This is a genomic window from Mesorhizobium sp. WSM4822 (genome assembly GCF_055811155.1).
This window is the reverse complement of the sequence record NZ_JBVVQM010000011.1, coordinates 163,110-188,367: the sequence shown is the minus strand read 5'-3', so window position 1 is coordinate 188,367 and position 25,258 is coordinate 163,110. Positions and strand designations below refer to the sequence as shown.

32 protein-coding genes are annotated in these 25,258 nt (G+C 60.0%); 18 read left to right on the top strand and 14 right to left on the bottom strand.

The features are described from left to right. Positions 1 to 5: 5 nt before the first annotated feature. The 3 genes from AC0L3E_RS24560 (at position 6) to AC0L3E_RS24550 (ending at position 1,910) form a co-directional block, all read left to right on the top strand. Positions 6 to 476, top strand: a complete 471-nt coding sequence (locus AC0L3E_RS24560; RefSeq protein WP_127396593.1) for a hypothetical protein — start codon at positions 6 to 8, stop codon at positions 474 to 476. A gap of 50 nt (positions 477 to 526) precedes the next feature. Next, positions 527 to 1,189, top strand: a complete 663-nt coding sequence (locus AC0L3E_RS24555) for a glutathione S-transferase family protein (protein ID WP_127272303.1) — start codon at positions 527 to 529, stop codon at positions 1,187 to 1,189. Positions 1,190 to 1,253: 64 nt separating this feature from the next. Continuing rightward, on the top strand, positions 1,254 to 1,910 hold the full coding sequence (locus AC0L3E_RS24550; protein ID WP_473605821.1) for an imm11 family protein: 657 nt from the start codon (positions 1,254 to 1,256) through the stop codon (positions 1,908 to 1,910). A 2-nt stretch (positions 1,911 to 1,912) separates the two neighbouring features. On the opposite strand, the gene AC0L3E_RS24545 is transcribed toward AC0L3E_RS24550, so the two are convergent. Next, positions 1,913 to 2,824, bottom strand: coding sequence for an agmatinase (locus tag AC0L3E_RS24545; protein WP_128364141.1), 912 nt, complete (start codon positions 2,822 to 2,824; stop codon positions 1,913 to 1,915). Between the two features lie 364 nt (positions 2,825 to 3,188). On the opposite strand from AC0L3E_RS24545, the gene AC0L3E_RS24540 reads away from it, so the two are divergent. After that, positions 3,189 to 3,998 carry a nucleotidyltransferase family protein gene (locus AC0L3E_RS24540; protein ID WP_023812007.1) on the top strand — a complete coding sequence of 270 codons (810 nt, stop codon included), beginning with the start codon at positions 3,189 to 3,191 and terminating at the stop codon, positions 3,996 to 3,998. Next, entirely contained in the window at positions 3,991 to 4,740 is a 750-nt protein-coding gene (locus AC0L3E_RS24535; protein WP_127271062.1) for a metallophosphoesterase family protein, read from the top strand. The genes AC0L3E_RS24540 and AC0L3E_RS24535 overlap by 8 nt, the downstream gene beginning before the upstream one ends. 38 nt (positions 4,741 to 4,778) lie before the next feature. On the opposite strand, the gene AC0L3E_RS24530 is transcribed toward AC0L3E_RS24535, so the two are convergent. The 3 genes from AC0L3E_RS24530 to AC0L3E_RS24520 all read right to left on the bottom strand — a co-directional run bounded on the left by AC0L3E_RS24530 (position 4,779) and on the right by AC0L3E_RS24520 (position 6,966). After that, entirely contained in the window at positions 4,779 to 4,964 is a 186-nt protein-coding gene (locus tag AC0L3E_RS24530) for a hypothetical protein (RefSeq protein ID WP_127271064.1), read from the bottom strand. Positions 4,965 to 5,360: 396 nt separating this feature from the next. Then, the gene (locus AC0L3E_RS24525; protein WP_473605819.1) at positions 5,361 to 6,518 is read right to left on the bottom strand and encodes an NADH-quinone oxidoreductase subunit D; all 1,158 of its coding nucleotides are present in this window, start codon (positions 6,516 to 6,518) and stop codon (positions 5,361 to 5,363) included. A 52-nt stretch (positions 6,519 to 6,570) separates the two neighbouring features. Then, positions 6,571 to 6,966, bottom strand: coding sequence for a hypothetical protein (locus AC0L3E_RS24520; RefSeq protein WP_127322666.1), 396 nt, complete (start codon positions 6,964 to 6,966; stop codon positions 6,571 to 6,573). A 253-nt stretch (positions 6,967 to 7,219) separates the two neighbouring features. On the opposite strand from AC0L3E_RS24520, the gene AC0L3E_RS24515 reads away from it, so the two are divergent. Next, entirely contained in the window at positions 7,220 to 7,447 is a 228-nt protein-coding gene (locus tag AC0L3E_RS24515; RefSeq protein ID WP_127329020.1) for a hypothetical protein, read from the top strand. Between the two features lie 150 nt (positions 7,448 to 7,597). Further along, the gene (locus tag AC0L3E_RS24510; RefSeq protein WP_081738677.1) at positions 7,598 to 7,756 is read left to right on the top strand and encodes a hypothetical protein; all 159 of its coding nucleotides are present in this window, start codon (positions 7,598 to 7,600) and stop codon (positions 7,754 to 7,756) included. Positions 7,757 to 7,812: 56 nt separating this feature from the next. On the opposite strand, the gene AC0L3E_RS24505 is transcribed toward AC0L3E_RS24510, so the two are convergent. Next, positions 7,813 to 9,714, bottom strand: a complete 1,902-nt coding sequence (locus tag AC0L3E_RS24505; protein WP_473605818.1) for a multicopper oxidase domain-containing protein — start codon at positions 9,712 to 9,714, stop codon at positions 7,813 to 7,815. A gap of 192 nt (positions 9,715 to 9,906) precedes the next feature. Here AC0L3E_RS24505 and AC0L3E_RS24500 point away from each other — a divergent pair, with 192 nt between their 5' ends. Beyond that, entirely contained in the window at positions 9,907 to 10,335 is a 429-nt protein-coding gene (locus tag AC0L3E_RS24500; RefSeq protein WP_127268879.1) for a hypothetical protein, read from the top strand. 78 nt (positions 10,336 to 10,413) lie between these two features. Here the strand turns inward: AC0L3E_RS24500 and AC0L3E_RS24495 are convergent, their stop codons facing one another. From AC0L3E_RS24495 to AC0L3E_RS24480, 4 genes are all read right to left on the bottom strand, one after another. Further along, the gene (locus AC0L3E_RS24495; protein WP_127268877.1) at positions 10,414 to 10,572 is read right to left on the bottom strand and encodes a hypothetical protein; all 159 of its coding nucleotides are present in this window, start codon (positions 10,570 to 10,572) and stop codon (positions 10,414 to 10,416) included. Between the two features lie 84 nt (positions 10,573 to 10,656). Beyond that, positions 10,657 to 11,127: a YbhB/YbcL family Raf kinase inhibitor-like protein gene (locus AC0L3E_RS24490; RefSeq protein WP_127268875.1), complete on the bottom strand. Its 471-nt coding sequence runs from the start codon at positions 11,125 to 11,127 to the stop codon at positions 10,657 to 10,659. 46 nt (positions 11,128 to 11,173) lie between these two features. Continuing rightward, positions 11,174 to 11,380 carry a hypothetical protein gene (locus AC0L3E_RS24485; RefSeq protein WP_013531530.1) on the bottom strand — a complete coding sequence of 69 codons (207 nt, stop codon included), beginning with the start codon at positions 11,378 to 11,380 and terminating at the stop codon, positions 11,174 to 11,176. A gap of 101 nt (positions 11,381 to 11,481) precedes the next feature. Next, entirely contained in the window at positions 11,482 to 13,470 is a 1,989-nt protein-coding gene (locus tag AC0L3E_RS24480) for a protein-L-isoaspartate(D-aspartate) O-methyltransferase (RefSeq protein ID WP_473605817.1), read from the bottom strand. Between the two features lie 264 nt (positions 13,471 to 13,734). Between AC0L3E_RS24480 and AC0L3E_RS24475 the strand changes: the two genes are divergently transcribed. The 4 genes from AC0L3E_RS24475 to AC0L3E_RS24460 are packed head-to-tail and all read left to right on the top strand — an operon-like array spanning position 13,735 to position 18,070. Then, positions 13,735 to 16,146 (top strand): phosphoketolase family protein, encoded by a 2,412-nt coding sequence (locus AC0L3E_RS24475; RefSeq protein WP_473605816.1) that lies wholly within the window; start codon positions 13,735 to 13,737, stop codon positions 16,144 to 16,146. Then, entirely contained in the window at positions 16,143 to 17,321 is a 1,179-nt protein-coding gene (locus AC0L3E_RS24470; protein ID WP_128309068.1) for an acetate/propionate family kinase, read from the top strand. Before AC0L3E_RS24475 ends, AC0L3E_RS24470 begins: the two co-directional genes overlap by 4 nt. A 10-nt stretch (positions 17,322 to 17,331) precedes the next feature. Further along, positions 17,332 to 17,769, top strand: a complete 438-nt coding sequence (locus AC0L3E_RS24465) for a hypothetical protein (RefSeq protein ID WP_473605850.1) — start codon at positions 17,332 to 17,334, stop codon at positions 17,767 to 17,769. Next, positions 17,717 to 18,070 carry a DUF6894 family protein gene (locus tag AC0L3E_RS24460; RefSeq protein ID WP_473605815.1) on the top strand — a complete coding sequence of 118 codons (354 nt, stop codon included), beginning with the start codon at positions 17,717 to 17,719 and terminating at the stop codon, positions 18,068 to 18,070. Before AC0L3E_RS24465 ends, AC0L3E_RS24460 begins: the two co-directional genes overlap by 53 nt. A gap of 59 nt (positions 18,071 to 18,129) precedes the next feature. Here the strand turns inward: AC0L3E_RS24460 and AC0L3E_RS24455 are convergent, their stop codons facing one another. From AC0L3E_RS24455 to AC0L3E_RS24440, 4 genes are all read right to left on the bottom strand, one after another. Continuing rightward, positions 18,130 to 18,294: a hypothetical protein gene (locus AC0L3E_RS24455; RefSeq protein WP_081738679.1), complete on the bottom strand. Its 165-nt coding sequence runs from the start codon at positions 18,292 to 18,294 to the stop codon at positions 18,130 to 18,132. A 152-nt stretch (positions 18,295 to 18,446) separates the two neighbouring features. Continuing rightward, positions 18,447 to 18,647 (bottom strand): KTSC domain-containing protein, encoded by a 201-nt coding sequence (locus AC0L3E_RS24450; protein WP_127320534.1) that lies wholly within the window; start codon positions 18,645 to 18,647, stop codon positions 18,447 to 18,449. Between the two features lie 80 nt (positions 18,648 to 18,727). Next, on the bottom strand, positions 18,728 to 19,162 hold the full coding sequence (locus tag AC0L3E_RS24445; protein ID WP_473605814.1) for a GFA family protein: 435 nt from the start codon (positions 19,160 to 19,162) through the stop codon (positions 18,728 to 18,730). An 81-nt stretch (positions 19,163 to 19,243) separates the two neighbouring features. Next, positions 19,244 to 19,543: a PRC-barrel domain-containing protein gene (locus AC0L3E_RS24440; protein WP_013531539.1), complete on the bottom strand. Its 300-nt coding sequence runs from the start codon at positions 19,541 to 19,543 to the stop codon at positions 19,244 to 19,246. Positions 19,544 to 20,158: 615 nt separating this feature from the next. Here AC0L3E_RS24440 and AC0L3E_RS24435 point away from each other — a divergent pair. The 4 genes from AC0L3E_RS24435 to AC0L3E_RS24420 all read left to right on the top strand — a co-directional run bounded on the left by AC0L3E_RS24435 (position 20,159) and on the right by AC0L3E_RS24420 (position 23,780). Beyond that, positions 20,159 to 20,863, top strand: coding sequence for a Crp/Fnr family transcriptional regulator (locus AC0L3E_RS24435; RefSeq protein WP_050596552.1), 705 nt, complete (start codon positions 20,159 to 20,161; stop codon positions 20,861 to 20,863). A 392-nt stretch (positions 20,864 to 21,255) separates the two neighbouring features. Then, a complete protein-coding gene (locus AC0L3E_RS24430) occupies positions 21,256 to 21,861 on the top strand; it encodes an alpha-ketoglutarate-dependent dioxygenase AlkB (protein WP_027036449.1) in 606 nt (201 codons plus the stop codon). Positions 21,862 to 22,002: 141 nt separating this feature from the next. Next, entirely contained in the window at positions 22,003 to 22,443 is a 441-nt protein-coding gene (locus AC0L3E_RS24425) for a DUF2231 domain-containing protein (protein WP_027036450.1), read from the top strand. Continuing rightward, the gene (locus AC0L3E_RS24420) at positions 22,440 to 23,780 is read left to right on the top strand and encodes a PQQ-dependent sugar dehydrogenase (RefSeq protein WP_473605813.1); all 1,341 of its coding nucleotides are present in this window, start codon (positions 22,440 to 22,442) and stop codon (positions 23,778 to 23,780) included. The genes AC0L3E_RS24425 and AC0L3E_RS24420 overlap by 4 nt, the downstream gene beginning before the upstream one ends. 28 nt (positions 23,781 to 23,808) lie before the next feature. Here AC0L3E_RS24420 and AC0L3E_RS24415 read toward each other — a convergent pair whose 3' ends face one another. Next, a complete protein-coding gene (locus tag AC0L3E_RS24415) occupies positions 23,809 to 24,069 on the bottom strand; it encodes an alpha/beta fold hydrolase (RefSeq protein WP_473605812.1) in 261 nt (86 codons plus the stop codon). 143 nt (positions 24,070 to 24,212) lie between these two features. Here AC0L3E_RS24415 and AC0L3E_RS24410 point away from each other — a divergent pair, with 143 nt between their 5' ends. Both AC0L3E_RS24410 and AC0L3E_RS24405 read left to right on the top strand, forming a co-directional pair. Further along, entirely contained in the window at positions 24,213 to 24,830 is a 618-nt protein-coding gene (locus AC0L3E_RS24410; protein ID WP_473605811.1) for a flavodoxin family protein, read from the top strand. 145 nt (positions 24,831 to 24,975) lie between these two features. After that, positions 24,976 to 25,140 carry a DUF3309 family protein gene (locus AC0L3E_RS24405; protein ID WP_013531546.1) on the top strand — a complete coding sequence of 55 codons (165 nt, stop codon included), beginning with the start codon at positions 24,976 to 24,978 and terminating at the stop codon, positions 25,138 to 25,140. Positions 25,141 to 25,258: the final 118 nt, after the last annotated feature.

Sequence of the window (25,258 nt, the reverse complement as noted above, 5' to 3'; positions counted from 1 at the left end):
GCCCAGTGAATTCTGAAACAATCGAGATCTACCATCCACGTGGTGTTTTGAATTTGGGCCAATGGGACATTGGCGGTCTCAAGCTCAAAGTCTATGGCCTCGTCGCAGACAACAAGAAGGTCGACGGACCCATGGTGACCCTGGCACAGTCATTCGTGCGACAGGAGGTTCTGCCGCGTGTGGTGGACGAGGGTGACGACAATGGCATGGGCTTTGTGATTATTCATCCTGGCGAGCTGGGTGTTTCCATCTCGGTTCACTGGTGGATACAAGGTTCGGTGCTTTGTCAGCATATCTATCGGAAGCTGTATTCCGCCGCCGAACCGATGGATACGGTAAAGAGACCTGTTGTTGCCTGTGTTTGGGAATTGGCTCTGATAAATGCCGAGCAGGAAGCTTGGCGAAAAACGATGATGAAAAGCGAGCCCAGTCCGTCAGGATACATGGACGCTCGAGCTGGCTTCGAAGCTGCATAGAGACCGCCCATGATCGACTATGGCGTGGTCGCTCAGACCGTCGGTGCCCAATGAAGCTGTATTTCAGCCGCAATCCGAACCCTCGGCTCGCGCTCGCGGTGGCACGCTACCTCGACGCGAAAGTCGAATTTGAATTTGCCTCGCCATTCGCTCCGGGGCAAGCGGAGAAATTTCGCCGGTTAAATCCCAATCTCTCGCTGCCCATCCTCGCGGAAGAAGAGGGAAAAAGCCTCTGGGAGGCAGACGCCATAGCCTGCCGGCTCTCGCGCGATGCGCATTCGGATTTCTGGCGCACCGGCGATGACGAACCCGAGATGATCCGCTGGCTGAGCTGGGGCAAGGAGCACTTCGCATTCGCTTGCGACATGGTGCATTTCGAACGTGGGACCAAACAGCGGTACGGCATCGGCCCGATCGATCAGAAGCGGGTGGAGGAGGGCCTAAACCAATTCCATACGGCCGCGGCAATACTCGACGCCGTGCTTGCCGAGCGGCAGTGGCTGGTCGGGAATTCGGTTTCCTATGCCGATTTTCGAATGGCGACCTTCCTGCCGTTCAACGAAGCCGCCAGATTGCCGCTCGACGATTATTCCTCTGTCAGCCGCTGGTACCGTCGGCTTGAAGACATCGGCGCCTGGCGTGACCCTTTCAAGGGGATGGATGCACCCGAATTGCCGCCGGTGCCGCAAACGGCTGTCGCGGACCAGCGGTGAGAACGCGCGCGAAGAGCCGCGCAGCAGGCCGAGCCTACCAAGGCAATGATGTGCGGGGGATCGGATGAATATCTATGTCCTGAGTGTGGTCGAAGGACAGGAATGGGTCCTTCCTGGACAAGCGGACGACTACCAGCTGTTTTCGACGCTCTGCGGCCGGAAGCAGACACAATGGCATCCGCCCAGGATGGAGATCCTGTGCGAACACGAGGACGGTACGCTCCGGCAATATTCAGATTTTCCATGGCTTGGCGAGCATGTGTTCATCCTGCGGGCGAGGGCGTTGAAGTTGCTTCGGCCAACCCTCGAACCGTACGGTGAATTCCTGCCGCTTCGTGCTGACGAGCCAATATCGCTCTTCAATGTCACCACCGTGATCGATGCGCTGGATGAGGAACGTTCAAAGATCGTTCGCTTTGACGATGGCGGCATAATGGTGATCGAAAGCCTCGTCCTTCGAGCGGACGCAATCGGCGGTACCGAGATATTCAAGCTGCCCGAGCGTGCCGATGGGGTGCGAATATCCGATATCTATCTGCAGGAGACGATCGTACGCCGGATCGGGGAGCTTGGGCTCAAGGGCATTGCTTTCAACTTGGTCTGGAGCGACGAGCCGGCCGGACAAGGCAGGATCGAGTACCCAGGTGTGGAAAAGGGCATTTCAACCGCAAGCTCGCTCACGCGCCTTTGGGCCGGTCTGCGGCGAAAAGCAGGGTTTTGATATCAAACCTGCCGGACGACGGTGCCGACCACATTGACGAGAAGGCGCGCGGCGGTCAGCGCTGACAGGCGGTCAATGTCGGCCGGAGGATAGAACTCGACAAGGTCGAATCCTGCGATCCGGGCCCGTCTGCCGAGGCCGGCGATCAGGTCGATCACCTGCATGTAGGTTAGGCCGCCGGGTGTACGCGCCGCCACGCCCGGCATGACGCTTGGATCGAGGCTGTCGCAGTCGAGGGTGACGACAACCCGCGCGCCTTCCGGAATATGCCGGAGCGCGGCTTCGACGCCCTGAGCGTGAACCTCGCGGGCGGTCACGAAGTGGCTGCCATAGCGCCGTGCCGCTTCGATCTCGGTGATGCGTGCGCTGCCGACGCTGCGCAGGCCGACTTGCACCATGCCTGCGACATGCGGCATCTCGCTCGCCCTGCGCATCGGGCTCGAATAGCCGTGGCGTTCGCCATACACCTCGTCGCGCCAGTCGATATGGGCGTCGATCTGCAGGACCCAGACCGGCCCGTGCTCCGCAAAGCCGGCGAGGAAGGGAATGGTCATGGAACAGTCGCCGCCGATCAGGATCGGCACGGCCGGCAATGCCAGGATTTCGCGCGTTTTTGCCTCGATCCTGACCCTGTTGCCGGCATTGTCATGCATGGTGGTCAAGATATCGCCGGCGTCGATGCAAGAGGCCGGCTTGCCGTCGAACAGCGGGCCGCCGAGATCGAAATCCCAGTGCTCGACGAACGCGGCATCGTCCTGGCTCGCAACGCGGATCGCATCCGCCGCCAAGGCATGGCCGCGGCTGTCCTTGCCGGGATAAGTGCTGCCGTGACCGGCCCCGAAGATCACCGCGCGGGGCATGTGACCATCTGCGAGACGGTCTGGAAAGCCGAGAAAGGGAGGCGAGGGGGTCATGCCTTGATGGATCCTGATGATGCTTAGCGAACGCCGATCGGGTGCGGTTAAGTCAAGCGCCCCGGCTTCAGCTTTGTGCCGATCGGGTAAGTCCAATAAACTCTAAAACAATCTAGATCGATCACCCACCTGGTGTTTCAAATTTGGGCCAATGGACATTGGCGATGGCATGGGCCGATCTCGAGGCGACATTACGCTGCCGGCGAGGACGTTGGGGCGGCTTGCGTCGGCAGGCGCGATCCCGAAATTTCCAGTACGTGACGAGAATGAACCTTGGCTGGTCGCCTGGTAGCGGAACCAGGCGAGGTTCACGTTGTTACCACAGCGGGCGACTGCCGGTTGCCGGATTCGGAGTCATCGTTTCATGACCAATGGTCCATTGCCTGAAAACGTTCTGGTCTCGCTTCCCAAGATCGATGCAAAAGCGGCGCCGACGCTCAAAAATGCCGAGGCGGAGGTATTTTACACGGAAGCAATCCGTGAGCTTACCGCCACCGACATACCCTTTCTGGTCGCCGGGACCTACGCGGTAAGCGCTTATACGGGTGTCACCCGCCAAACCAAGGACCTCGATATCTTCTGCAAGGCAGGCGACTACGCGCGGATCCTCGCCCATTTCAAGCAGCTTGGATATGCCGTCGAAATCGAGGATGACCGGTGGCTCGGCAAGGTGTTCAAGGGCACGCATTTCTTCGACGTCATATTCGGCTCGGCCAACGGCACGGTGCCTGTTGGCGACCTGTGGCTGGAACACGCCCGCCAAACAGAGCTGTTGGGCAGCAGGGTGCGGATCATCGGCCCGACCGAACTCATCTGGTCCAAATGCTTTATCCAGGACAGAGGGCGACACGATGGCGCCGATATCGCTCATACGATTCTCAAGGCGGGCGATCAGATCGATTGGCACCGGCTGCTTTCTTATCTGGAGGTTCACTGGGAGGTTCTGTTGATGCAGCTTATCAATTTCAGGTGGATCTATCCGAGCGAGCGCGATCATATCCCGGCGTGGCTGCTCGATGAATTGCTCGACCGCCTCGCCAAGCAACGGCAGTTGCCGTCTCCAAGGATGAAGATCTGCCGTGGGCGGCTGCTTTCGCAAACCGATTACGAAATCGACGTCAAGGAATGGGGCTTCGCCGGCGTCGGTGGTGTGGGAGAATTCCGTGATGGCTGATCCCGTCAAGAGCAGCGCGCCCAAGGAAGGCGCACGCGCGCTCAAAGTTGCCGCGGTCGGGGATCTCCATGTGCGGGAAGATGCGCAAACCTCGTATCGCGACCTCTTCGGCGAGATATCGAGCGAAGCCGACATTCTCGTTCTCACGGGCGATCTCACCAATCTCGGCAAGCCTCGTGAAGCGGAGATGCTGGCCGAGGATCTGCGCAACTGCTCGATCCCGGTCGTGGCGGTGCTCGGCAATCATGACTACGAGTCTGGTGCGGTGGAAGACGTCACGAAGATCCTGCGCCAGGCGCATGTTCATCTCCTCGACGGGCAGGCAGTTGAAATCGAGGAGGTGGGTTTTGTCGGCGTGAAGGGATTCATAGGCGGCTTCGGGTCACGCATGCTCGGCTCATTCGGTGAACCGGCGATCAAGACGATGGTCGCGGAAAGCGTGAACGAGGCAATGCGACTTGAAAATGCGATGCGCCAGGTGCGGGCGAAGCGCACACTGGTGATCCTCCACTACGCGCCAATTGCCGACACAGTCGCGGGAGAACCGCCGGAGATATTTCCATTTCTGGGCTCTTCACGCCTGGCGGAGACGATCGATCGATTCCAAGTTAGTGCTGTCGTGCACGGTCATGCACATCGCGGTTCTTACGAAGGTCAAACACCTGGCGGAGCCAAGGTCTACAACGTCGCCATGCATGTGGCCAAGCCAAGCGGCCGCCCCTACGCCTTGCTCGAAATCTGACGCCAGCGGCATGCGCCGTGGTGTCCGTTGGCCTAGATTCAATTGGTGGCGTTGATCGACTTCGCCAACTCTTCCAGCTTCCGGGGATCGTTGCCGTGACGGCGCACCAGTTCGCGAGCCTGCCTGGACGGCAAATCGGTCGTGGCCGCCAGTTGTCGCACCTGCTGATCGTCGATGGCGACCTGCGGCAATGTATGGTCGATATTTCCTTCCTTGTCCTTCATCGCGCTTCTCCTTGATCCTTGTCGACGACAACGGCTCGAAAATCCGACCGGTTCCGAATGATCTGCAACTTTTGCGCCGGCACCTGGGCGGACCAACATACTCGTGTCCCGAGGGCGTAACGATCTCGCTGGATTCTGCCAGGAACCATGCCACGGCGCACGAGTTGTTCCGACTGAACGGAGATAGTTCGATGCCACAGCCAAGACAGCCAGACCCAAATCGCGATGTGCCCGTGCCGCCTCCAACATGGAAGCCCGAGCCGATCGAGGAACCCGAACCGGAAAGGCTCCCGGACGAGACTCCGCTGCCCAATCCCGACGAGAATGAAGAGCCTCCCATCCACGCATAGGATGATGGAGTTTCTTTATCGCGGGGCAAAGCACACCTTCGGACGGCTAACGATCAATCTCGCCAAACACGATGTCGAGCGATCCGATGATGGCGGCAACGTCGGCGATCATGTGCCCTCGAGACAGGAAATCCATCGCCTGCAGATGGGCGAAGGATGGCGCGCGTATCTTGCACCGGTAAGGGACATTGCCCCCGTCGGAAACCAGATAAACACCGAATTCTCCCTTTGGCGCTTCAACCGCGGCGTAGACTTCTCCGGCCGGCACGCGATGCCCCTCGGTATAAAGTTTGAAATGCTGGATGGTCGCCTCCATCGAGCGTTTCATCGTGGCGCGCCGCGGCGGCGTGATCTTCTGGTTTGGAAGCGCGACCGGCCCCTGGCCTTCGGGTGACCGCAGTTTTTCCAGGCATTGCTTCATGATCCGCACCGATTGGCGCATCTCCTCCATGCGGACCAGGTAGCGGTCATAGCAGTCTCCGTTCTTTCCGACGGGAATGTCGAAATCCATGTCCGGGTAACATTCGTATGGCTGTGCCTTGCGCAAATCCCATGCGGCGCCCGATCCGCGCACCATCACGCCGGAAAATCCCCAGGCCCAGGCATCCTCCAGCCCGATCACGCCCACATCGACATTGCGCTGCTTGAAGATACGGCTGCCGGTGAGCAATTCGTCAAGGTTGTCACAGACTTTGAGGAACGGATCGCAGAAAGCCCAGATGTCGTCGAGAAGCTTCGGAGGTATATCCTGGTGCACGCCGCCGATCCTGAAATAATTCGCATGCATGCGGGCGCCGGAGGCGCGCTCGTAAAAAACCATCAGCTTCTCCCGCTCCGCAAATCCCCAAAGCGGCGGCGTCAGCGCGCCGATATCCATGGCCTGCGTCGTGACGTTGAGGAGATGCGACAGAAGCCGGCCGATTTCGCAAAAGAGAACACGGACGAGTTGTCCACGCTTTGGAACAGTGATTTCGAGCAGTCTTTCGGCAGCGAGGCAGAACGCATGCTCCTGGTTCATCGGCGCGACATAGTCGAGCCGGTCGAAATAGGGCAGCGCTTGCAAATAGTTCTTGTGCTCTATGAGTTTTTCGGTGCCGCGATGCAGTAAGCCAATATGCGGATCGGCACGCTCGACGATCTCGCCGTCCGAGGGATGCTGGGGCCCGAAATTGATGGTGAAGTTGCGAACGGCGGCTTCGACCATTGCTGCTCTCCGCGACTGTCGGGGCAAGGCGTGATGCGAATGGTTCGGCGCCTCAAGTCGTCGTCTGAATGATCAGCGTCAGGGTGCCATCGCCATCTATGTTTGCAGCGACAACCTGCGAGGAATTGAGCCCATTCGCCCTCAAGGCCGATGTCGCTTGAGGCGAAGCATCGACTGAGTTTTGCAGGCGTAGCAAATCTTCGGCGCTGGTCTGATTGATCACGGCATCCGCCTGCGCCTTGATTTCGTCAGGCAGATCCTCGACGGCGACAATGGCAACGCCGGTGAAATTCAAATCAGCAGAGCCTGGATCTGGCAGCGCCTGCTCCGGTTGCACTTCGCCCTGCGGTGGCGTCACCTGGGGAAGCTGCGGTCCAACAGTTTGGGCGTAGACGGGCTGAATGATGACCGCCCCGGAAAGTGCGACAGCTATCGTCAACATGCGCATGGTCGCTCCTTGCATCCTTCGAGGGAGATTTTGAAGAAACCCCCATGCTGAGCGATGGTTCCCGCGGGGCTGGTCACACTGGGCAATTTCGCGTCCACCCACCCTGGGAGACGCCGAACGAACCATGGCCAAGACGACGTCATATGGCTGTCTCCCAAACGGCTGAGCGGTTGCGTACGGAATCGTACCATCGATTGATCTGCACCTTGGACAGGATCAAAATGAAACAGAGGTGACCATGGGAGGGAGCCGCATGAGCATCGCCAGATGGGCAATAAGACCTGTCGGTACCGCCAAGGCATTTCTGGCAGAGGAGCTTCGAAGTGCGCGATACGGCGACATCGTTTCGGTCAAAGCGGCGATAGAGGCCGCTCGCAGGAACGCACCTTATTTGCAGGATACAGACGATGAGTTGATGGAGACGATCGTCGAGCTGGCACGGGAACTGGGGCTGGCCGTCCTTTTTGACTCTCGCGATTGACCGATGAGCCATGGCTGGAGGACTCACCGGTGGTTGAAGCGATTTGGTACGAAATCGACAATTGGCTCATGGCCGAAAATGCGCAATCATTGGGAAATGGGACGACGGCTGGACGACAAACTCGATTGCAAGGCTTGTGGGACTATCCAAATGGACATTCCCGACAACGCCAAGGAATCGACGCCAATCCATTGCAGCAATTGCGGCGCCTTTCTCGGCGAGTGGGGCGAATTGCAGGACGATTTCTACCGCCAGGCTCGCGGTACCGAGGCATTCGACTTGCGCAACGGAACCATTATCAAGAAGTAGCGCGCAACGACGCGGCCTCCAGATGACATCGGCAAATTCGCAAGGGGTTGGCAGATCTAGCCGACCTCGATGACCACCATCAGCCCGCCGCCGCCCTTCTCCTCGACATTGTTGTTCGTCGTGTGATGCGGGATGTGGCAGTGAATCAGCCACTTGCCGGGACGCAGCGCCTTCCACACGACGTCATAGCGCTGTCCCGGTCCGACATTGATGGTATCAGCTAGGAAGCGTGCCGAGGGAGAAAGCGTCTCACCGTCACGGGCGACGACCTCGAAGGGTCCGCCATGGATATGCATTGGATGGACGAAGCCGTTGTTGGTGCCGATGAAACGCACCTTCAGCGTCTCGCCCACCTTCATAGGAATGGTGTCGGTTGCGGGATAGGCTTTGCCGTTGATGGTGAAGAAGTTCGGCATGCCGCCTTCCATGGGCATCGACGGATAAGTCAGCCCATCGCGCACCAGCCATTCCTGAAGTTCGATGACATAGTCGTGGTCAGCCGGAACCTCGTCGGCAGGATTGGCGGGATCGATAATCAGCGCCCCATAAAGCCCCAGCGCCTGGGTGCGGTCCGGCTTGGCATGCGGATGATAGAAATAGGTCCCGTGCTGGGTCGCGGTGAACGCATAGGAATAGGATTGTCCAGGCTCGATCGGCGGCTGGGTGATCTCGGCAGGCCCATCCATCTGGTTCGGCAGGATCATGCCGTGCCAATGCACCGTGGTTTCCTCAGGCAGGTCGTTGGTGACGTCGATGCGAACCTTATCGCCCTGGCGAATGTGGATGCGCGGACCGGGAATCTGGCCATTGTAGGCATAGGCGTCGACCGCGACGTTGGGCAGGATCTGCCAGCGGACCACCGATGGTCTGAGCTCGAACACCTTGACGCCGTGCTCTAGACGGAATGGCAGTTCCTGGTCGCCCTTGGCGGCAAGACCGTAGGACGAGGTAACGCGACGCGGATCGGTTGCAGCCATGTCACGCATGGATTCCGCCGGCGTGTCGCGACCCATGATCATGCCTTGCGGCATGATCGCGCCGCCGACGTCACGCGCCGAAAGCGTCAGGTTCAGCCAGTTCGCCGGCGCGGCCATGCCGATCGCCAACGCCAACACCGACACAATACCGAGGGCCGCAATCTGCGGCGTCGTAGCGTCCGTCTCCATCTGATGGCCGCTGCGTTTGGACTTGTGGGAGGTGTTGCGGCTTCGTCGATCGTCGCCGGCGTTGGGGTGATGCGTAGCGTGCTGTTGGTGGGCGGTCGGCTCTCCACTGCTCGTTTCGTTCGCCTGCGGGCGCTGCGTCATCAATCCGTGCTTCAGCCCGCGCGCGACCAGCCAGACATTGGCCGGATAGGCGAGCGTGAAGCCGGCGATGACGCCGATCGACATCACGCCCCAGAACAAAAGCTCGGTCGGCTCCATGGCGCGCATGTCGCGCCCCATCATCAGAAAGCTCATGACGGGCGCCATGCCGGCCATCATGAAATTCATCGAGATGAACTCGGGCAGGAAGCTCTTGCGCACGTTCTCCCAGTAGGTGCCGCCCATCATCGATTTCATGAACAGCGATTGGAAGATGAACAGGCCGAAGGCAAAGCCCGCCAGATATTCGACGATGAGGTCGAGCCACATCGGCAGGCCAAGCGTTGCCGTGATGACTGCGGCGAGAATGATGCCGGTCGCATCGCCGGCAACGCAGTGGATGGTCGAGCCGACCCCCTGTTTCCACAGCGGCCTGGTGAAGTCTTCATGCTCGCCTGGACGTGGCTCCTTGTCTGCAAGCACATAAAGCAGCAGCCCCAATGGACCCATATAGAGGGTCACCAGGATGAAGCCCCATTTCATCACCACCGGTTCGGGATTGTTGCGGTATTGATCGAAGCCGACATAAAGCGTCGAGGCGGCGGCAAGAGCGAACCAGACGGCAAGGAAATAGTCGATTGGCTGGACGAACATGGATGCATCCCGTCGCGGATCAGTGGCTTGTCACAAGCAGCCCCCGTCGATGAACGCAGCCGGCGTGTTTATGATCCCGCCGGCCCAATCCGGTTGTGTCGAATTCTCCAGCCTGGCGCTCTTGTCGAAGCATTAACGCGCGGTAATTCCCTTGAAGGCGTGGGCGCTTCGCTGCCTCAACAGGAGCTGGCCATGAAACATCAAACACTCGACCAACTGCATGCCGTCGCCAAGATTGAATCGTCGGCTGCTTATTCCGCAATGACACGAAATCAGCGCATAGAGCGCTGGGCTGAACTGCTGGAGCGTAATCCCGAGCGATGCCTTGGGGCGTTTGCAGGCACCGAACATCTGCACCCTGAAGCACGTTCATTGATGCGGGGCGAGGGAACGGCAATTTCGGTCGCCTTCGAGGATCCAGTGCTGCGCGCATCGGGTTTAAAGGACGACACATACGGTGAGGCAAGGCGCTTTTTCGAGCTGAACGACTGGCAGCTGCACGACATCGTCTGCGATTGCCACGTCGGCTCAACCATGAAAGCGCGCTGGGCTGCGACGCGGGTCCGCTCAGCCATCAGCGGCAGGTTCTTTGCGTGGTTGCGGCAAAGGATAATGCGCTGACCGTAGTTGGGGATCGTCGTCGCTTCGGTGCGGCATACGATCCCCTGTCTTGCCGATTGGATGTCTTGCCGACGCGGATCAACGCTTGTCCTGGTATAGCCGGTTGGTCGCCCGGTCGCTCTCCCGTTGTTCGGCGGGTCCACGCCGACGGCGTGCGATAACGGCATAGGCCATCAGCACGATCAGCAGCAATGGGCCGCCGGCAACGACGACCAACCACATGATATCTCCAAACATGGCGGCATCTCCTTTCCCAGACAACCGGCGAGGAGGAGAACCGTTCCGTGCAGCAGGCCACCTCGGTCGCCCCTGGTCATTAACTTACGAATTGCGTTCGTAGGTTCCGATGAGTTCAGCCTGCTCAAGCGAATGTTTCTGCGCCTCCCGCCAGATGCGCTCGATGCCCACGCTGGCTGGAATGGCAAGGCTCGGCGTGTCGAGCGCGGCCAGCCGGAAATGGTAATGGTGAACGCCATGCCCGACCGGCGGTTCAGGGCCGTCGTAATAGGCGTTGCCAAAATCATTCGTTGCTTGCCTGAGGGCGCCCGGACCCGGCTTGCCGCTTTCGGCCTCGGGAAGTTCCCTTGTGTCCGGGGAGATGTTGAACACCGCCCAATGACCAAACGTTCCGCTCGGCGCGTCAGGATCCTGAACGACGAGAACGAGGCTCTTTGCTTCGTCCGGCACTCCAGACCATTTCAGCGGCGGCGATACGTTTTTGCCGTCTCGTGTGTATCTTTCGGGAATTTGTCCGCCTTCGGCAAAGGCGGCACTGCTAAGGGCAAGTGGCATGGTTCGCTCCTTCCGGCGAAGTTGATCGCAGCGACGCGCAGGGCAGCTATTTGTTGGTCCGCATTTTTTGTCTTGGATCGATCCCGCCAGCGGCGGTCGTGTCGTTTTCGACGTCACCTTCGACCGTGTTCTCGCCTTCAAGCTCGAACTCTTCGCCTTCCTTGATCGTTCCCTTGGAAGTCCCGATACCAGGATTGTTCGCCAAGTCGGCATCGCTCGGTTTCTTCCATTTCGGATGTTTGGTTCCGGTCATGAGAAAACTCCTTCGACGGGGATTGCAGTTTTGAAATCGCAGACCGGATAGTTCGTTCCGGTTCCACGCCTCAGCTTCTTCATTGGTTCGCCGCGCGCCGGCTAAAGCCCGAAGGGGTAGGTGTCGGGAACGCCGGTTCTTGCATGCTCCGGGCCAAGCGGCGTCACTGCCGCGGTTTTGTCGAACCATAGGAACGCGTCGAACTGCCGGGGCAGGGAAGCGTCCGCATAGTGGCTGCCCAGCTCGGTTTCCGGCCGGTAGATCACCCCGATGAATCGCTCCAGCCTGCGTTCCAGCAGCCGCTCACGCAGCGTTGTGTCGCGCCCGAGGTCGAGCAGGAACCGCGACACAAGGGAATCGTGGCAAAGCCGTTCGTAGCTGTCGGCGTGCGACGCGCGAATTTGCTTCACCTCCATTTTGCCGTCCCAGTCGCTGGCGGCCGCTACGGTGCCGGAATGCGTGCCCATACCGATCAGCGCTGCCTCATCCCCGAAACGCTGCCGGCAGAGCTGGCCGATGTTCAGTTCGTCCCTGACGACGCCCATCTCGGTAAAGCGGGCATCGCCGATATGGGAATTGTGCGCCCATACCACGGCCTTGGCGTTGGGGCCGCCGGCATACAGCAAATGTTCCAACGTTTCGAACATGTGCGTGTCGCGCAGGTTCCAGGACTCCGCACCGCCATAGTACATGATCCGGTAATAGTGTTCGGCGGACGCGATCAGCCGGGCATTCTGACTGGCGTCGAGAAAGTCGGTGCCGTCCCTTTTTGCATATTCGAGCTGTTTGGCGAGCAAGTCCCGGCATTGTTCCAGCACCGCTTTTTCGCATTTTTGATAGCCGGCGGTGAGCACCGCGCGGCCGTAGGTGGACGGTTCGTGTTGCCAGGGCGTCAGGCAGCCATAGCGTTCGCGCGCGATCTTGGCTGCCTGGGGATCGACCCGGTCGAGATAGTCGAGGACCGCGCCGATGGAACCGCTCATATTGTAGATGTCGAGGCCGTAGAACCCTGCTTGCTCCGAAGGCTCTAGCTTCTCGTTGTGACGGCGCATCCAGTCGGTGAAGGCTGCGACATCGGTGTTGCGCCACATCCACGTCGGAAATCGCTGGAATGGCGCACCAGTGCCGGTTCGCGGCCGACGATGGCGAACATAGCGGTCGATCGCCGCCGCGTCGGGCCAGTCCGCCTCGACCGCGACGATGGTAAAGCCGTGGCGTTCGATGAGCCTGCGGGTGATTGCCGCGCGCGCCCTGTAGAATTCGGACGTGCCATGGCTTGCCTCGCCAAGCAGAACGACGCGCCGGTCGGCGAACCGATCGAACAATGCGCCGAAGGCCGGATCGTCGAAATCGGGCAGCGGTTCAGCCGCGGCTGCAATCATATCAGGCAGGCTGATCGGATGCGGATGTCGAATACGACCGACCTTGGTGACCGTGCCGTTTTCCGACCAACCCTGCTCGCCGATCAGAGGAACGAAGCGCACGCCGCCGAAATCCTCCTCGCTGTAGGTTGCGGCACCTGTCCGGGTGACTTTGAGCAGACGTTGCAAATCCGGGTCGTCGCCGACCGGAATGACGAGCCTGCCGCCGACATCGAGTTGCTCCTGAAGAGCGAGCGGTGCGCCGGGACCGCTGGCTGTCACCACGATGGCGTCGAACGGCGCCGCCTGCGGCCAGCCCTTGGTGCCATCGGCTGTCCGAACCTCGATGTTTTGGTAGCCGAGTTTTTCAAACCGCCGCTTCGCGGTTTCGGCCAAACCGGGATGACGCTCTATGGTGTAGACCTGTTCGACCATCCGGCTCATCACCGCGGCCGCGTACCCCGAGCCGGTGCCAATTTCGAGCACATGGTCACCCGGTTTGACATCCGCCATCTCGATCATGAACGCGACAATGTAGGGTTGCGATATGGTCTGGCCGTCGGCGATCCGCAGCGGGGTATCTTCGTAAGCAAATTCCTCGAAGCCGGGTTCGACGAAGGCCTCGCGTGGAACTTCGCGCATTGCCAGCAGAATCTCACGGTCATGGATGCCACGCCGGCCGACATGGATATTGACCATTCGATCACGGGCACGAGGAAGATCGAGCATCTTTTAGCTCCCTTTGGTGCAACGCTTCGAGGCTATCCTTCGCGGTACCTGCCTTGAGCCTGGCCTTCGCGATTCCAGTTTCTAACCGCCGGAGGACTTCAAGGTTCCCGCCTATTTGCGGACAGGGGCCGCAAGCCCGGCCGAGGTCGCGTCCGGTCTCTCGGCCGCGCGGGTCGCGACGCCGCCCCGGACGGCGTCAGTCAGGGGTTGCTCAAGCGCAAAGATGCCCCAGTTATCACCAGCGAACCGAAGCTGGAGATGTCGATGAACGACAAGGCTGCCGCGACGCCGCAGGCTATCGGCCACGAACGGATCGACCTCATGGACCGCTACTGGCGCGCCGCGAATTACATCTCGGTCGGCCAGATCTACCTGCTCGACAATCCGCTGTTGCGCGAACCGTTGAAGGCCGAACACGTCAAGCCGCGGCTGCTTGGCCATTGGGGCACGACGCCGGGGCTGAACTTTCTCTACGTGCATCTGAACCGCGTCATACGCGAACGCGACCTCGATGCTCTGTTTATCTGCGGGCCGGGCCATGGCGGCCCCGCAATGGTCGCCAACACCTGGCTCGAGGGCACCTATAGCGAGGTCTATCCCGATATCGGGCAGGGCGAAGACGGCCTCAGGAAACTGTTCCGGCAGTTTTCCTTCCCCGGCGGCGTGCCAAGCCATGCCGCGCCCGAGACGCCAGGCTCCATCCATGAGGGTGGTGAATTGGGATATGCGTTGGTTCACGCCTTTGGTGCGGCTTTCGACAACCCGGATCTGGTGGTTGCCTGCGTCGTTGGTGACGGTGAAGCCGAGACCGGTCCGCTCGCGGCGGCATGGCATTCCAACAAGTTCCTGAACCCAGCCTCGGACGGCGCCGTCCTGCCGATCCTGCATCTCAACGGCTACAAGATCGCCAATCCGACAATCCTCGGCCGCATGGACGATCAGGAGTTGCGAAGTCTCTTCGCCGGCTATGGCTACGAACCGTTCTTCGTCGAAGGCCACGAGCCGCTTGCCATGCACCAGTCGATGGCCGCGACGCTCGACACGGTGCTCGATCGCATCCGGTCCATTCAGGAGCAGGCACGGGCTCCGGGATGGCATGGTCAACGCCCGCAATGGCCGATGATCGTGCTGCGCAGCCCCAAGGGATGGACAGGTCCCAAGGAGGTCGATGGCGAGAAGGTCGAGGGTTTCTGGCGTTCGCATCAAGTGCCGGTGTCGAACGCACGCGGAAATGAGGGCCACCGCAAGATCCTCGAGAACTGGATGCGAAGCTACGAACCGGGAGAGCTGTTCGATGAAAGCGGGCATCTGTTGCCGGAGCTCGCGGCACTTGCCCCAACAGGGACAAAGCGCATGGGCGCAAGCCCGTACGCGAATGGCGGACTGTTGAAGCGCGATCTTGTGCTTCCCGACTGGAAAAGCCTGGCGCTGGAAGTGCCTCGTCCGGGAGGCGTCGTCGCTGAAGCGACGCGGATTTGCGGAAGCTATCTTCGCGAGGTGTTCCGCCTCAATGCCGAGGCGCGGAATTTTCGCCTGATGGGGCCGGACGAGACGTCATCCAACCGCCTCGACGAGGTGTTCGAAGTTACCGATCGGCTCTGGATGCAGCGCATTGAACCCTACGACGTCCATCTTTCCCGTGACGGACGTGTCATGGAGGTGCTCAGCGAGCACCTCTGCCAGGGCTGGCTTGAAGGCTATCTGCTCACCGGCCGCCACGGCCTGTTCTCCTGCTATGAGGCCTTCATCCACATCGTCGATTCGATGGTCAACCAGCATGCCAAATGGCTGAAGACCTCCGGCGAGCTTGCCTGGCGCAAGCCGATCGCCTCGCTCAATTACCTTTTGACCTCGCATGTCTGGCGGCAGGATCACAATGGTTTCAGCCATCAGGATCCGGGCTTTGCCGATCTGGTCGCCAACAAGAAGGCTGATACGGTAAGGCTCTATTTTCCGCCGGATGCCAACACCCTGCTGTGGATCACCGATCATTGCCTGAGAACCTATAACCGCATCAATGTCATTACCGCCGGCAAGCAGCCGGCACCGCAATGGCTGTCCATTGAAGAAGCCGAAGCGCATTGCAAGGCGGGGGCGGGCATCTGGGAATGGGCCGGTACGGTTGCTCAGGGCGAGGAGCCCGATGTGGTCATGGCCTGCGCCGGCGACGTGCCGACCCTGGAAACGCTGGCCGCGACCGACATTCTGCGCTCTGCGATCCCCAACCTGAAAATCCGCGTCGTCAACGTCGTCGACCTGATGACGCTGCAGTCGAACACGGAGCATCCGCACGGGCTCGCCGATGGAGACTTCGATACGTTGTTCACGAAGACACGGCCTGTCATCTTCGCCTATCACGGCTATCCCTATCTCATTCATCGCCTGACCTACCGTCGCGCCAACCATGACAACATGCATGTGCATGGCTTCCGCGAGGAGGGCACCACGACGACGCCGTTCGACATGGTGGTGCTCAACGAACTCGATCGCTACCACCTCGCGCTTGCCGCCATTGAACGTGTGCCGGGACTGGCCGAAAGGGCTGAAGGGCTTGCCGGCGAACTCCACGGCCGGTTGGTAAAGCACAGGGCTTATGTCCGCGAGCACGGCGAGGATATGCCCGAAATCCAGAAATGGAGCTGGCCCGACAAAGGCGCGGCAAAGGCGCGCCAATGACGCGTCGGTCGATCCTGGCGCTGAATGCCGGTTCGTCCAGCATCAAGTTCGCGCTCTACGATCTTACCTTGTCACAGGATATGCAGCTCGTTTCGCGCGGCACGTTGGACTTGGGCGACACACCCACACTCCGCGCAAAAGCGGCCGACGGAACGGTGCAGTGCGATCGGCAGCTCGCCACCGACAAGCCGCGGGACGCGGCCATAGGCGAGATGCTGAATTGGGTGCAGGGCGAAATCGGCGAAAGAAACCTGCTCTGCGCCGGCCATCGTATCGTGCATGGCGGAAGCGAGTTCATCGAACCTGTCCGTCTGGCCCCAGACATCATCGACGCCATCGACAGACTGACGCCGCTCGCTCCGCTGCATCAGCCTCGCAGTCTCGCGCCGGTCCGCGCGATAGCCGCCTTGCAACCGGACCTGCCACAGGTTGGTTGTTTCGACACCGCTTTCCACCAGACGATCGATCCGCTCGTGCGGCGCTTCGCCCTTCCGCGCCAATATGAAGGGCAAGGCTTGCGCCGCTACGGGTTTCACGGTCTCTCCTATGAATACATCGCCGGGCGGCTCAGCGGGATATCGCCAACTCTTGCGGCGAAACGCACCATCGTCGCCCATCTCGGCAATGGTGCCAGCCTTTGCGCTTTGCGCGAAGGCAAGAGCATCGATACGACGATGGGGTTTTCGGCCCTGGATGGCCTCGTCATGGGCACGCGGTGCGGCGCCATCGATCCCGGCGTGCTGTTGCACTTCCTGCTGGAAAGAGGCATCGCGGCTGAGGAGCTGCAGACGATGCTTTACGAGAAGTCGGGACTGCTCGGCGTATCCGGTATTTCGGGCGACATGAGGACGCTGGAAGGGAGCAACGATCCTCGCGCCCAAGAGGCGATGGCGCTTTTTGCCTTCCGCGCGGCGAGGGAAGCAGCAGCGCTTGCAAACACGATGGGTGGTCTTGAATGCCTCGTGTTCACCGCCGGCATCGGCGAACGGTCCGCGTCCATCCGCAAGGCCATATGCGAAAAACTGACCTGGCTTGGCGTGGTGCTTGAAGAACGCGCCAACGACATCCACGCCGAAATCATCAGTCGTCCCGAGAGCAAGGTGGAGGTGCGCGTGATTGCGACCGATGAGGAAAGTGTCGTTGCACGTCACAGCCGCAAGGTGATGCAAGCCTGAAGGCTCGCCATTGGCATCGGAAACCCGGCGTCGGTTCGGCTCGGCAAAAGCGCGGGCAAGGGCATTCCCTGTACGAAAATTACCAAGCAGGCGGTCGGGGGAACCAACTGCCCATGGAAATATTGTGCGAGCAATCTCGGCTAACCCCGAGACCGTCGGCACGATGATCACGCCGACAGCCATACTTCAGGCATTGGCTGAGGAATCCATGTTTACGGACGATGTTGCGGTGAGGCGCCTGAAAATCCTGGTCCAGCAATATGTCGAGACACGCAAGAAACGCCACGATGTGATCTCTACCGCCAAGGCCGGAACCGCAATTCGGGAGGTGATGCCAAGTTGCCCGCTTTCGGGAAAGGCCTTCGATGATCTGATTGCGGCCTGCGCCATCGAGCATGGCCTGGCTGTGCTCTTCGACAATCCAGGTACATCAGGCACTGAAATCTGAGGCTGGCGCTTCCGATTCCATCATCGCAATGAGGAGTTCAGTCGGCATGTCCAGGTACTTTTTCGACCTTCGAGACGAGAGCGGAAGCTTGCAGGAGGATCCCGAGGGCCAGGAATTTTCTGATCTCGCGAGCGCCGAGGAAAACGCGATGGCGTCGGCGAAAGAAATCCTCGCCGAAGAACTGCTGCATGGCAAGCCGCTGCGTACCGGATTGGCCTTCGAGATTTTTGACGAGAACCGCAACCTGGTGCTGCACTTCCCCTTTGCGCTCGCGGCCGAAAAGGCCGGCGAACCCCCTTAATCCCGAATTGCCTGGCGGCCGATCCCTGCCGTCATGCAAGCCGGGCCTCAATGCGGATCCTATCCTTCCGCCTTGAAGTTTCTGGCTTCTTTCTCGACCTTGGGGCTGTCCTTGCCATGCTTTTGCATAAGCTCCTTGGCCTGCTTGGGTGAGACGTCGGTGGTCTCTGCCAAGCGCAGCGCCTTCTTGTCCTTGCTTTCGGTCTTCTGCTTCTTGGCCGTCATGGCTCTTGAACTCCCTTGAAGCCTGTTCCGATCGATCTTTGCCGGTCCCGAGCATATCCAGATGAATTGTCATTGCCTGGTTTGCTTCGACGAGACGTCAACGAGACGATGCGGGTCAGGTTCCGTGCATCGTCTGCTCATGTTCGAACTTGTCACGCCACGCGGCGGTACCGATGGCGATCTCGGATGAATTCATTGAAGAATCGGCCTTTTGAGGAAGCTTTGGTGAAAGCGGCATAAGTTACCGGAGCAACATCCTCATAGTCGTAACGTTTGCCGCTCGGAACAAACCAGACCGAGAGGATCCTGGTGGCGGGGTCGTATTGTGCGTTTCGGATCACGGTCGATGGCATGGTGGCACCCGACGGGTCTGCCCGAATAACCCGTTAGCGATCGTCAGGTTCCGCCGATGCCCTCGCGCCTTGCACCGCGACTACCGGTCGCGCGGGTTGCCCAACTTCGGGTCGCGCTTCCTCGAATATCGGTCGATGCGTGGCAGGCTGTCATCAAACTCGATGTACGGTAGCCTCAGATCCCAATAGGCATGGGCTTGCGGCTGAAAACCTTCAGGTTTGTCAAAGAAGCCGACCGTCACGTAGAACTCGTCCGGCAGACCTTCGTCGCTATAGCCTATCGAGCTTCCACAGTCCGGGCAGAACGTGCGGGTGACGCCTGGCGTTTTGGAAAAGGCCTTCGGTGTCCCTCTAAGAAGCTGAAATTGCTCAGGCCGGTAACCGACCCAGATTGTCATCGGACTTCCGATGGCCCGGCGGCAATCGTCGTCGTGATCGTAGCATATCCAGAAAGGCTCTCCGCCCATGGCTGCGGCGATCCCTCCGCAGAAGCAGGCTCCGGTCTCGCGCCGCATCGTCTGTCCATCCTGTCGCGCCCAAGGGACGTTCAGAGAGCGGCCAAGCGGCCGCTCCCGTTCAAGGTGAAGTCCTCGAAATCATGCATCGTGATGCTCGGGCATGCTCTTGAGCTGATCCTTGGTCCAGTTCGTCACCGCGTGAACGTCGCCGTCTTCATCGCGCATGAATTCCAACTGGCTCGCGGGAACGGCCACCGGCTTGGCACCTATGCCGAGAAAGCCGCCGACATCGATGACGACCTGACTGGCGGCTCCAGAGCCGTGGACATGCGAAACGCTGCCGACCTTGTTGTCGTCCGCGTCGTAAATTGTGGCGTCTTCGAGAATGTCTGGCGTCAGTTCGGTGCTTGTGAGGCGTACGTGGTTGGTGTGATCCATCGTTCGAGACTCCTGTTGGGTGGAATATTTGAACCTCTCAGCCGTGCAAACGTTCCGAAGAATTTCGGGGCGACGGACGGACGACGCAAGGACGCAAGAACCCTCAAATCAGCCTCGGGCCCGAATTGACTCGCAAAGCTCTGTACGGAAGCGTACAAAAGGAAATCGTCAGCAGCACAATTGGGCGCTGACGCTTGGGAGTGACCACCGCTCTTGCCCATCGCGAGGCATGGCGTTGCATGGCAAAGGCGCCCGAGCACCCCGGTCTGCCAGTAGACGCGATAACCGCGCTGGCGCGGGATACAGGCGCCACTGAACAGCAGATACGCGAAATCATATCGCTCCTCGGGTTCGATCGCGCCTCTATCCTGCGGGAGGCTCGTTTGCTGGCGAAAGATGGTCAGCCAACAAGGCCTTCGAGTCTTCAGCAGTAACTGTCGGTTTCATACCAACACGCCGGCTCGTCTAGTGCTGCGCGAGACGAAGTCTATGGTTCGTTACCGTCCGCTCGTTCGACGGGCGCGGCCGGCTAAGAGATTCCAGTGCTCTTGCCCAAGGGAAAAGAGTCTCGTGGATTACCAGATACTGCAAGCCAAGAGCGAATTGCTTCGCCGCATGAGCGCGGACGATCTCGCGCGGCTGAGGCCGCATCTGGCGAGCGTTTTCCTGGAGTTGCGCGCGCCGCTGGAGACTGCGGGGCAGAAGATCGAAGCCGTCTATTTTCTGGAAAGCGGACTGGCATCGGTGGTGGCCAGTACTTCGGAGGCAACCGAAGCGGAAGTCGGAATCATCGGGTTCGAAGGAATGACCGGTTCGGCCCTGATCATGGGGGACGACCAGGCGAACTTTGATTGTTACGTCCAGTCGACATGCGAGGCCCTCCGGATAGAGGCTGCTCCATTCGTCGAAGCCCTGGAGGACAGTCCTACATTGCGGCCGTTCCTGTTGCGCTATGTCCAATATTTCCATGTTCAGACAAGCTACACGGCATCGATCAACGCACGGCAGAGCCTGGAAGTCCGGCTGGCGAGATGGCTTTTGATGTGCAGCGACCGCACTGTCGGCGACAGACTTATGATAACCCATGAATTTCTGTCCATCATGCTTGGTGTCAGGCGTCCGGGGGTTACCGTCGGTCTGCAGATGATCGAGAGTTACGGCTATATCCGAGCGCGCCGCGGAGAGATCACGATCCGCGATCGAGATGGTCTCATAAAGTTGGCGCGAGACTCTTACGGTCCACCCGAAACCCAGTACCGCCGGCTGATCGGAGATTTGGGCTCGAAGCATCCTGCGAGGCAGGAGCGGCCACTCGCTTGAGGGCCGGGGCCAACAGAGGCTTCTCCGCCACTGAACCGCCAAGAAGACATTTCGAGTGGCCGACGCGATGATGCCGGTGAGACACCGTTGCCCAAACCCGCGCCGGCCACTGCGGCATGTTTTGGGGATGCCGCGTTGCCAATCTAGTTGCTGACAAGCAACTGGCAACGAAGGCTCGCGGTTTGGTAAGAACCGTACGTACATGCATGCAACCTCCCTCGGTCGCATTCAAGGCATGCCCGCGGAATCCTGGATTGAATACAGTCACCCCGATAGACTCCGGATTGACAGGCTTTGTCCGGTCAGCGCGGTGATATCCGCAGGGCGGAGTGCAGATTTGCTGGCTCGGTTCCGATATTGCCAGGAGGGCTGGCCTTCACCATCTAGCTGGGATGGCGACACCTAAATCGAAAGCACTCGGCTCCGGCTCATCCGGGCTCCAGCACGATCTCTTTGGTGCCGCCGACGACCTGCCGGAAGGTTTCCTCTACCAGCCTGATCTTATCACCGCGCAAGAAGAAACCGAACTCGCCCGGCATCTCGAAGGCCTGCCTTTCGAGGCGTTCGATTTCCATGGCCATCTGGCAAACCGGCGCGTCGTGGGTTTTGGCCTGCGCTACGACTACGATAGGCGCCAGGTGGTCGAGGCCCCGCCGATCCCTGACTTCCTGTTGGCCCTGCGCGACCAGATCGCGGCGTTGGCAGGCAAGCCCGCCGATGCCTTCGCGCAAGTGTTGATCAATGAATACCGGCCCGGCGCCGGCATCGGCTGGCATCGAGACAAACCTCATTTCGAAGACGTTGCGGGTGTTTCGTTGCTGGCGCCTTGCAGCTTCCGGCTCCGGCGGAAGAATGGCGCCAAGTGGGATCGCCGGACCATCGTCGTCGAACCAAGGTCGGCGTATCTCATGACTGGATCATCGCGCACGGAATGGGAGCACAGCATTCCGCCAGTTGACCTGCATCGATACTCGATCACCTTGCGGACATTGCGCTAACTCCGCAGGAGCATCGCGCACCTCGCCGTTCTGAGGCATCGTCAGCGCCATCACGAGTTCTTGAACGCAAACGGTTCCGGGAACCTCCCAACCACAAGTTGGTTTGGAGGACAGGTACAGCTTCAAAGGTGGAGAATGTCCATGGCCCGCGCCCGATCCGTGTTGGTGGCCGCCAGGCGTCCGTTGCATAGAACGCCGATGGCAGTCGCAAATGCATGTTTCGTCGGCACATTGCTGACCGACGTTGCCTATTGGCGAAGCGCTGAAATGATGTGGGCCGATTTTTCCGCCTGGCTGCTGCTTGCCGGCCTGCTTGTAGGCGTGCTCGCGGTTCTTGCAGCACTGGTCGATTTGTTTACCGACCGGCTTTCCGGTGAAGCCGGGCGCGTATGGCCATATCTCCTCGGCAGCCTCGTCGTGCTCGTCATATCGCTCTTCAACGCACTGGTGCACAGCCGGGATGCCTGGACCTCGGTCATGCCGACGGGGCTCATCCTGTCCGCCGCCGCCGTGATCGTTATTCTCTTGCTGAGCCTGCTGGGATGGAGTTCCGGCCGCACTCAAGTGGAGGTGGTCGAATGAATGCCTCCGCCAGACATATCCCGCGTATCGCCAGCCTCGGTCTGCTGTGCGGATGGATTTTGGTGCTGCCCGCCTGCAGCGACAACGAACCGGATCCCACCGATCAGGTCGGAGCGAACCCGATGCTGCCTGAACCGACCCAGTATCTGGTGCCGCCGATGCATGTCGCGTCCGTCACCGGTTGGAAACAGGAGGAAAGGCCGACGGTCGCCAAGGGTTTGCAAATCCAGGCCTTCGCCAAGGGCTTAAAGCATCCGCGCTCGCTTTACACATTGCCGAATGGTGACGTTCTGGTGGTCGAGTCCGTGGCGCCGCCCGGTGCGGCGATCAAGCGGCCGAAAGACCTGGTCATGGGCTGGATCGAGTCCATGGCGACGTCGGGCGGCGGCACCGAAGGAAGCAACCGTATCACTCTGCTGCGCGATACCAACGGCGATGGTGTGCCCGATGTCCAGGAGGTTTTTCTCGATCATCTCAATTCGCCCTTTGGTGTGGCGCTGGTCGGCAACGATCTCTACGTCGCCAACACCGACGCCATCGTGCGGTACCCCTACACGTCGGGCGACACCAAGATCACCGCCCCGGGCACCGTGCTGACGCCGTTGCCCGGCGGGCCTATCGATCACCACTGGACAAAGTCTCTCGTGGCCAGCCGCGACGGGTCTCTGCTTTATGTCGGCATCGGATCCAACAGCAACATCACCGAGAACGGCATCCAGGCGGAAAAGGACCGGGCTGCCATCTGGGAAATCGACAGGGCCACTGGCCGTTATCGTGTTTTCGCGAGCGGCCTGCGCAACCCCAACGGGCTGAGCTGGGAGCCGCAGAGCGGCGCGCTGTGGGCTGTTGTCAACGAGCGCGACGAGCTCGGTCCCAACCTGGTTCCCGACTACATGACCTCGGTCAAGGACGGCGCGTTCTATGGTTGGCCGTACAGCTACTATGGTCAGCATGTCGACCCGCGCGTGATGCCGCAGCGGCCGGATTTGGTCGCCAAGGCGATCCCTCCCGACTATGCCTTGAGTTCCCACGTCGCACCTCTGGGCTTAGCGTTCTACACTGGAACCAACCTGCCGGACCTGTATCGCAACGGCGCCTTTGTTGGCGAGCATGGCAGCTGGAACCGCAAGAGCTTCAACGGCTACAAGGTCGTTTTCGTGCCGTTCAAGGATGGTCATCCAGACGGCAAGCCGCAGGATGTCGTCACCGGTTTCCTCGACAAGGACAACAAGGCGCACGGGCGGCCGGTCGGTGTTGCCGTCGACAAATCGGGCGCGTTGCTGATCGCCGACGATGTCGGAAACACGGTCTGGCGCGTAACTTCCGCGAGCCAGTAGGCACCTGCATAAACGCGGATCGCTTCACCTATCTCGGTGCAAATTCCGCCAGCGCCTTGACGAATTCTGCCGGTGCCTCGATCGGCAGGAATTCGCCGCAGTTGGCGATCACGCGACCTTGCAGGTTCTTTGCTCCAGACAGCCTCAAGCCTTCCAGGTAGTCGTCGATCGATCCGAAATCCGCGTCGCCGCGGATATAGAGGATCGGAACTTCGATGCGCGCCGGTACTGCATTGACCTTGGCATCCTCCTTGAACGCGCGATACCAATCAAAGCCGGCCTTCATCAAGTGGGAGGAGGGGGGCCACTCTCTCTGCTGGCCCGCCTACGGAACAAGCATTCAATCCTGGCGTTGAAATGCCGGGCGATCCCGCATGGGCTGTCGCGACGTCGTCGGGGCGATTGCAATTAGGACAATGCAGGGAGATTCACATGCCGCTCACGGCCTTCGCACTCAATTGCTCGCTCAAAGCTTCGAACGACAGAGAAAAATCCTCCACCGATCGGTTGCTCGCCGATGTCCTGGCGGCGCTGATGCAATACGAGGTGAAGGGCGAGATCGTGCGTGCGCTCAGTCACGATATCAAGCCCGGCGTGCTCTCCGACATGGGCGAGGGCGACGATTGGCCGAAACTCAGAGAAAAAATACTGGGGGCCGACATTTTCGTACTCGGCCTCCCGATCTGGCTTGGTCAGCCCTCGAGTGTGGCCAAGCGCATCCTGGAGCGGATGGATGCGTTTCTCGAGGAGACCGATGACAAAGGGCGCATGCCGGCAGCAGGAAAGGTGGCCTTGGTGGCCATCGTCGGCAATGAGGACGGTGCGCATCACTGCCACGCGGAATGCTTTCAGGCACTGAACGATGTTGGCTTCACCATCCCGGCCAATGGCGGGGTCTACTGGGTCGGCGAGGCCATGCAGGAGGTTAACTATGTCGATCTGCCGGCGACTCCGGAAAAAGTCTCGGGTGCGATCGAAATGGCAGCATCAAACGCCGCCCATCTCGCTGGATTGCTGAAAGACCGGGGCTACTTGGGCGTCTCGGGGTGACCTTTGTTCGCCTGACATCCTTCAACCTGGCAGCGTCGATGCGGTCTCAGTCGGGAACAGGAAGGCTTGTAGCGAGTTCATAATCACATCAGCCGGCGACCGCCGCTCCGTCTAAGGCGCGAAGCCGCAAACAGGAGAGCAAGTCATGGGTCTCGGCACAATTCTTATCATCATTCTGATTATTGCATTGCTTGGCGGTTTTAGTGGGCTTGGCGGCGGGCCATTCTACGGCACCGGCTATTACGGCGGGGGCGGCCTCGGTCTTCTGCTGCTTATAGTCATTATTCTGGTCGTGCTCGGGCGTCTCTAGCCCTCGCGATGCGGTGGCAGGGTGTATCACCTGCCGCTTGCAGTCCCTTTTGCGGGTTGCTTTGAATCCATAGCAGCCCAGCAATGGCGGTCCGCCCTCTGGAGGGCGGACCACTGCT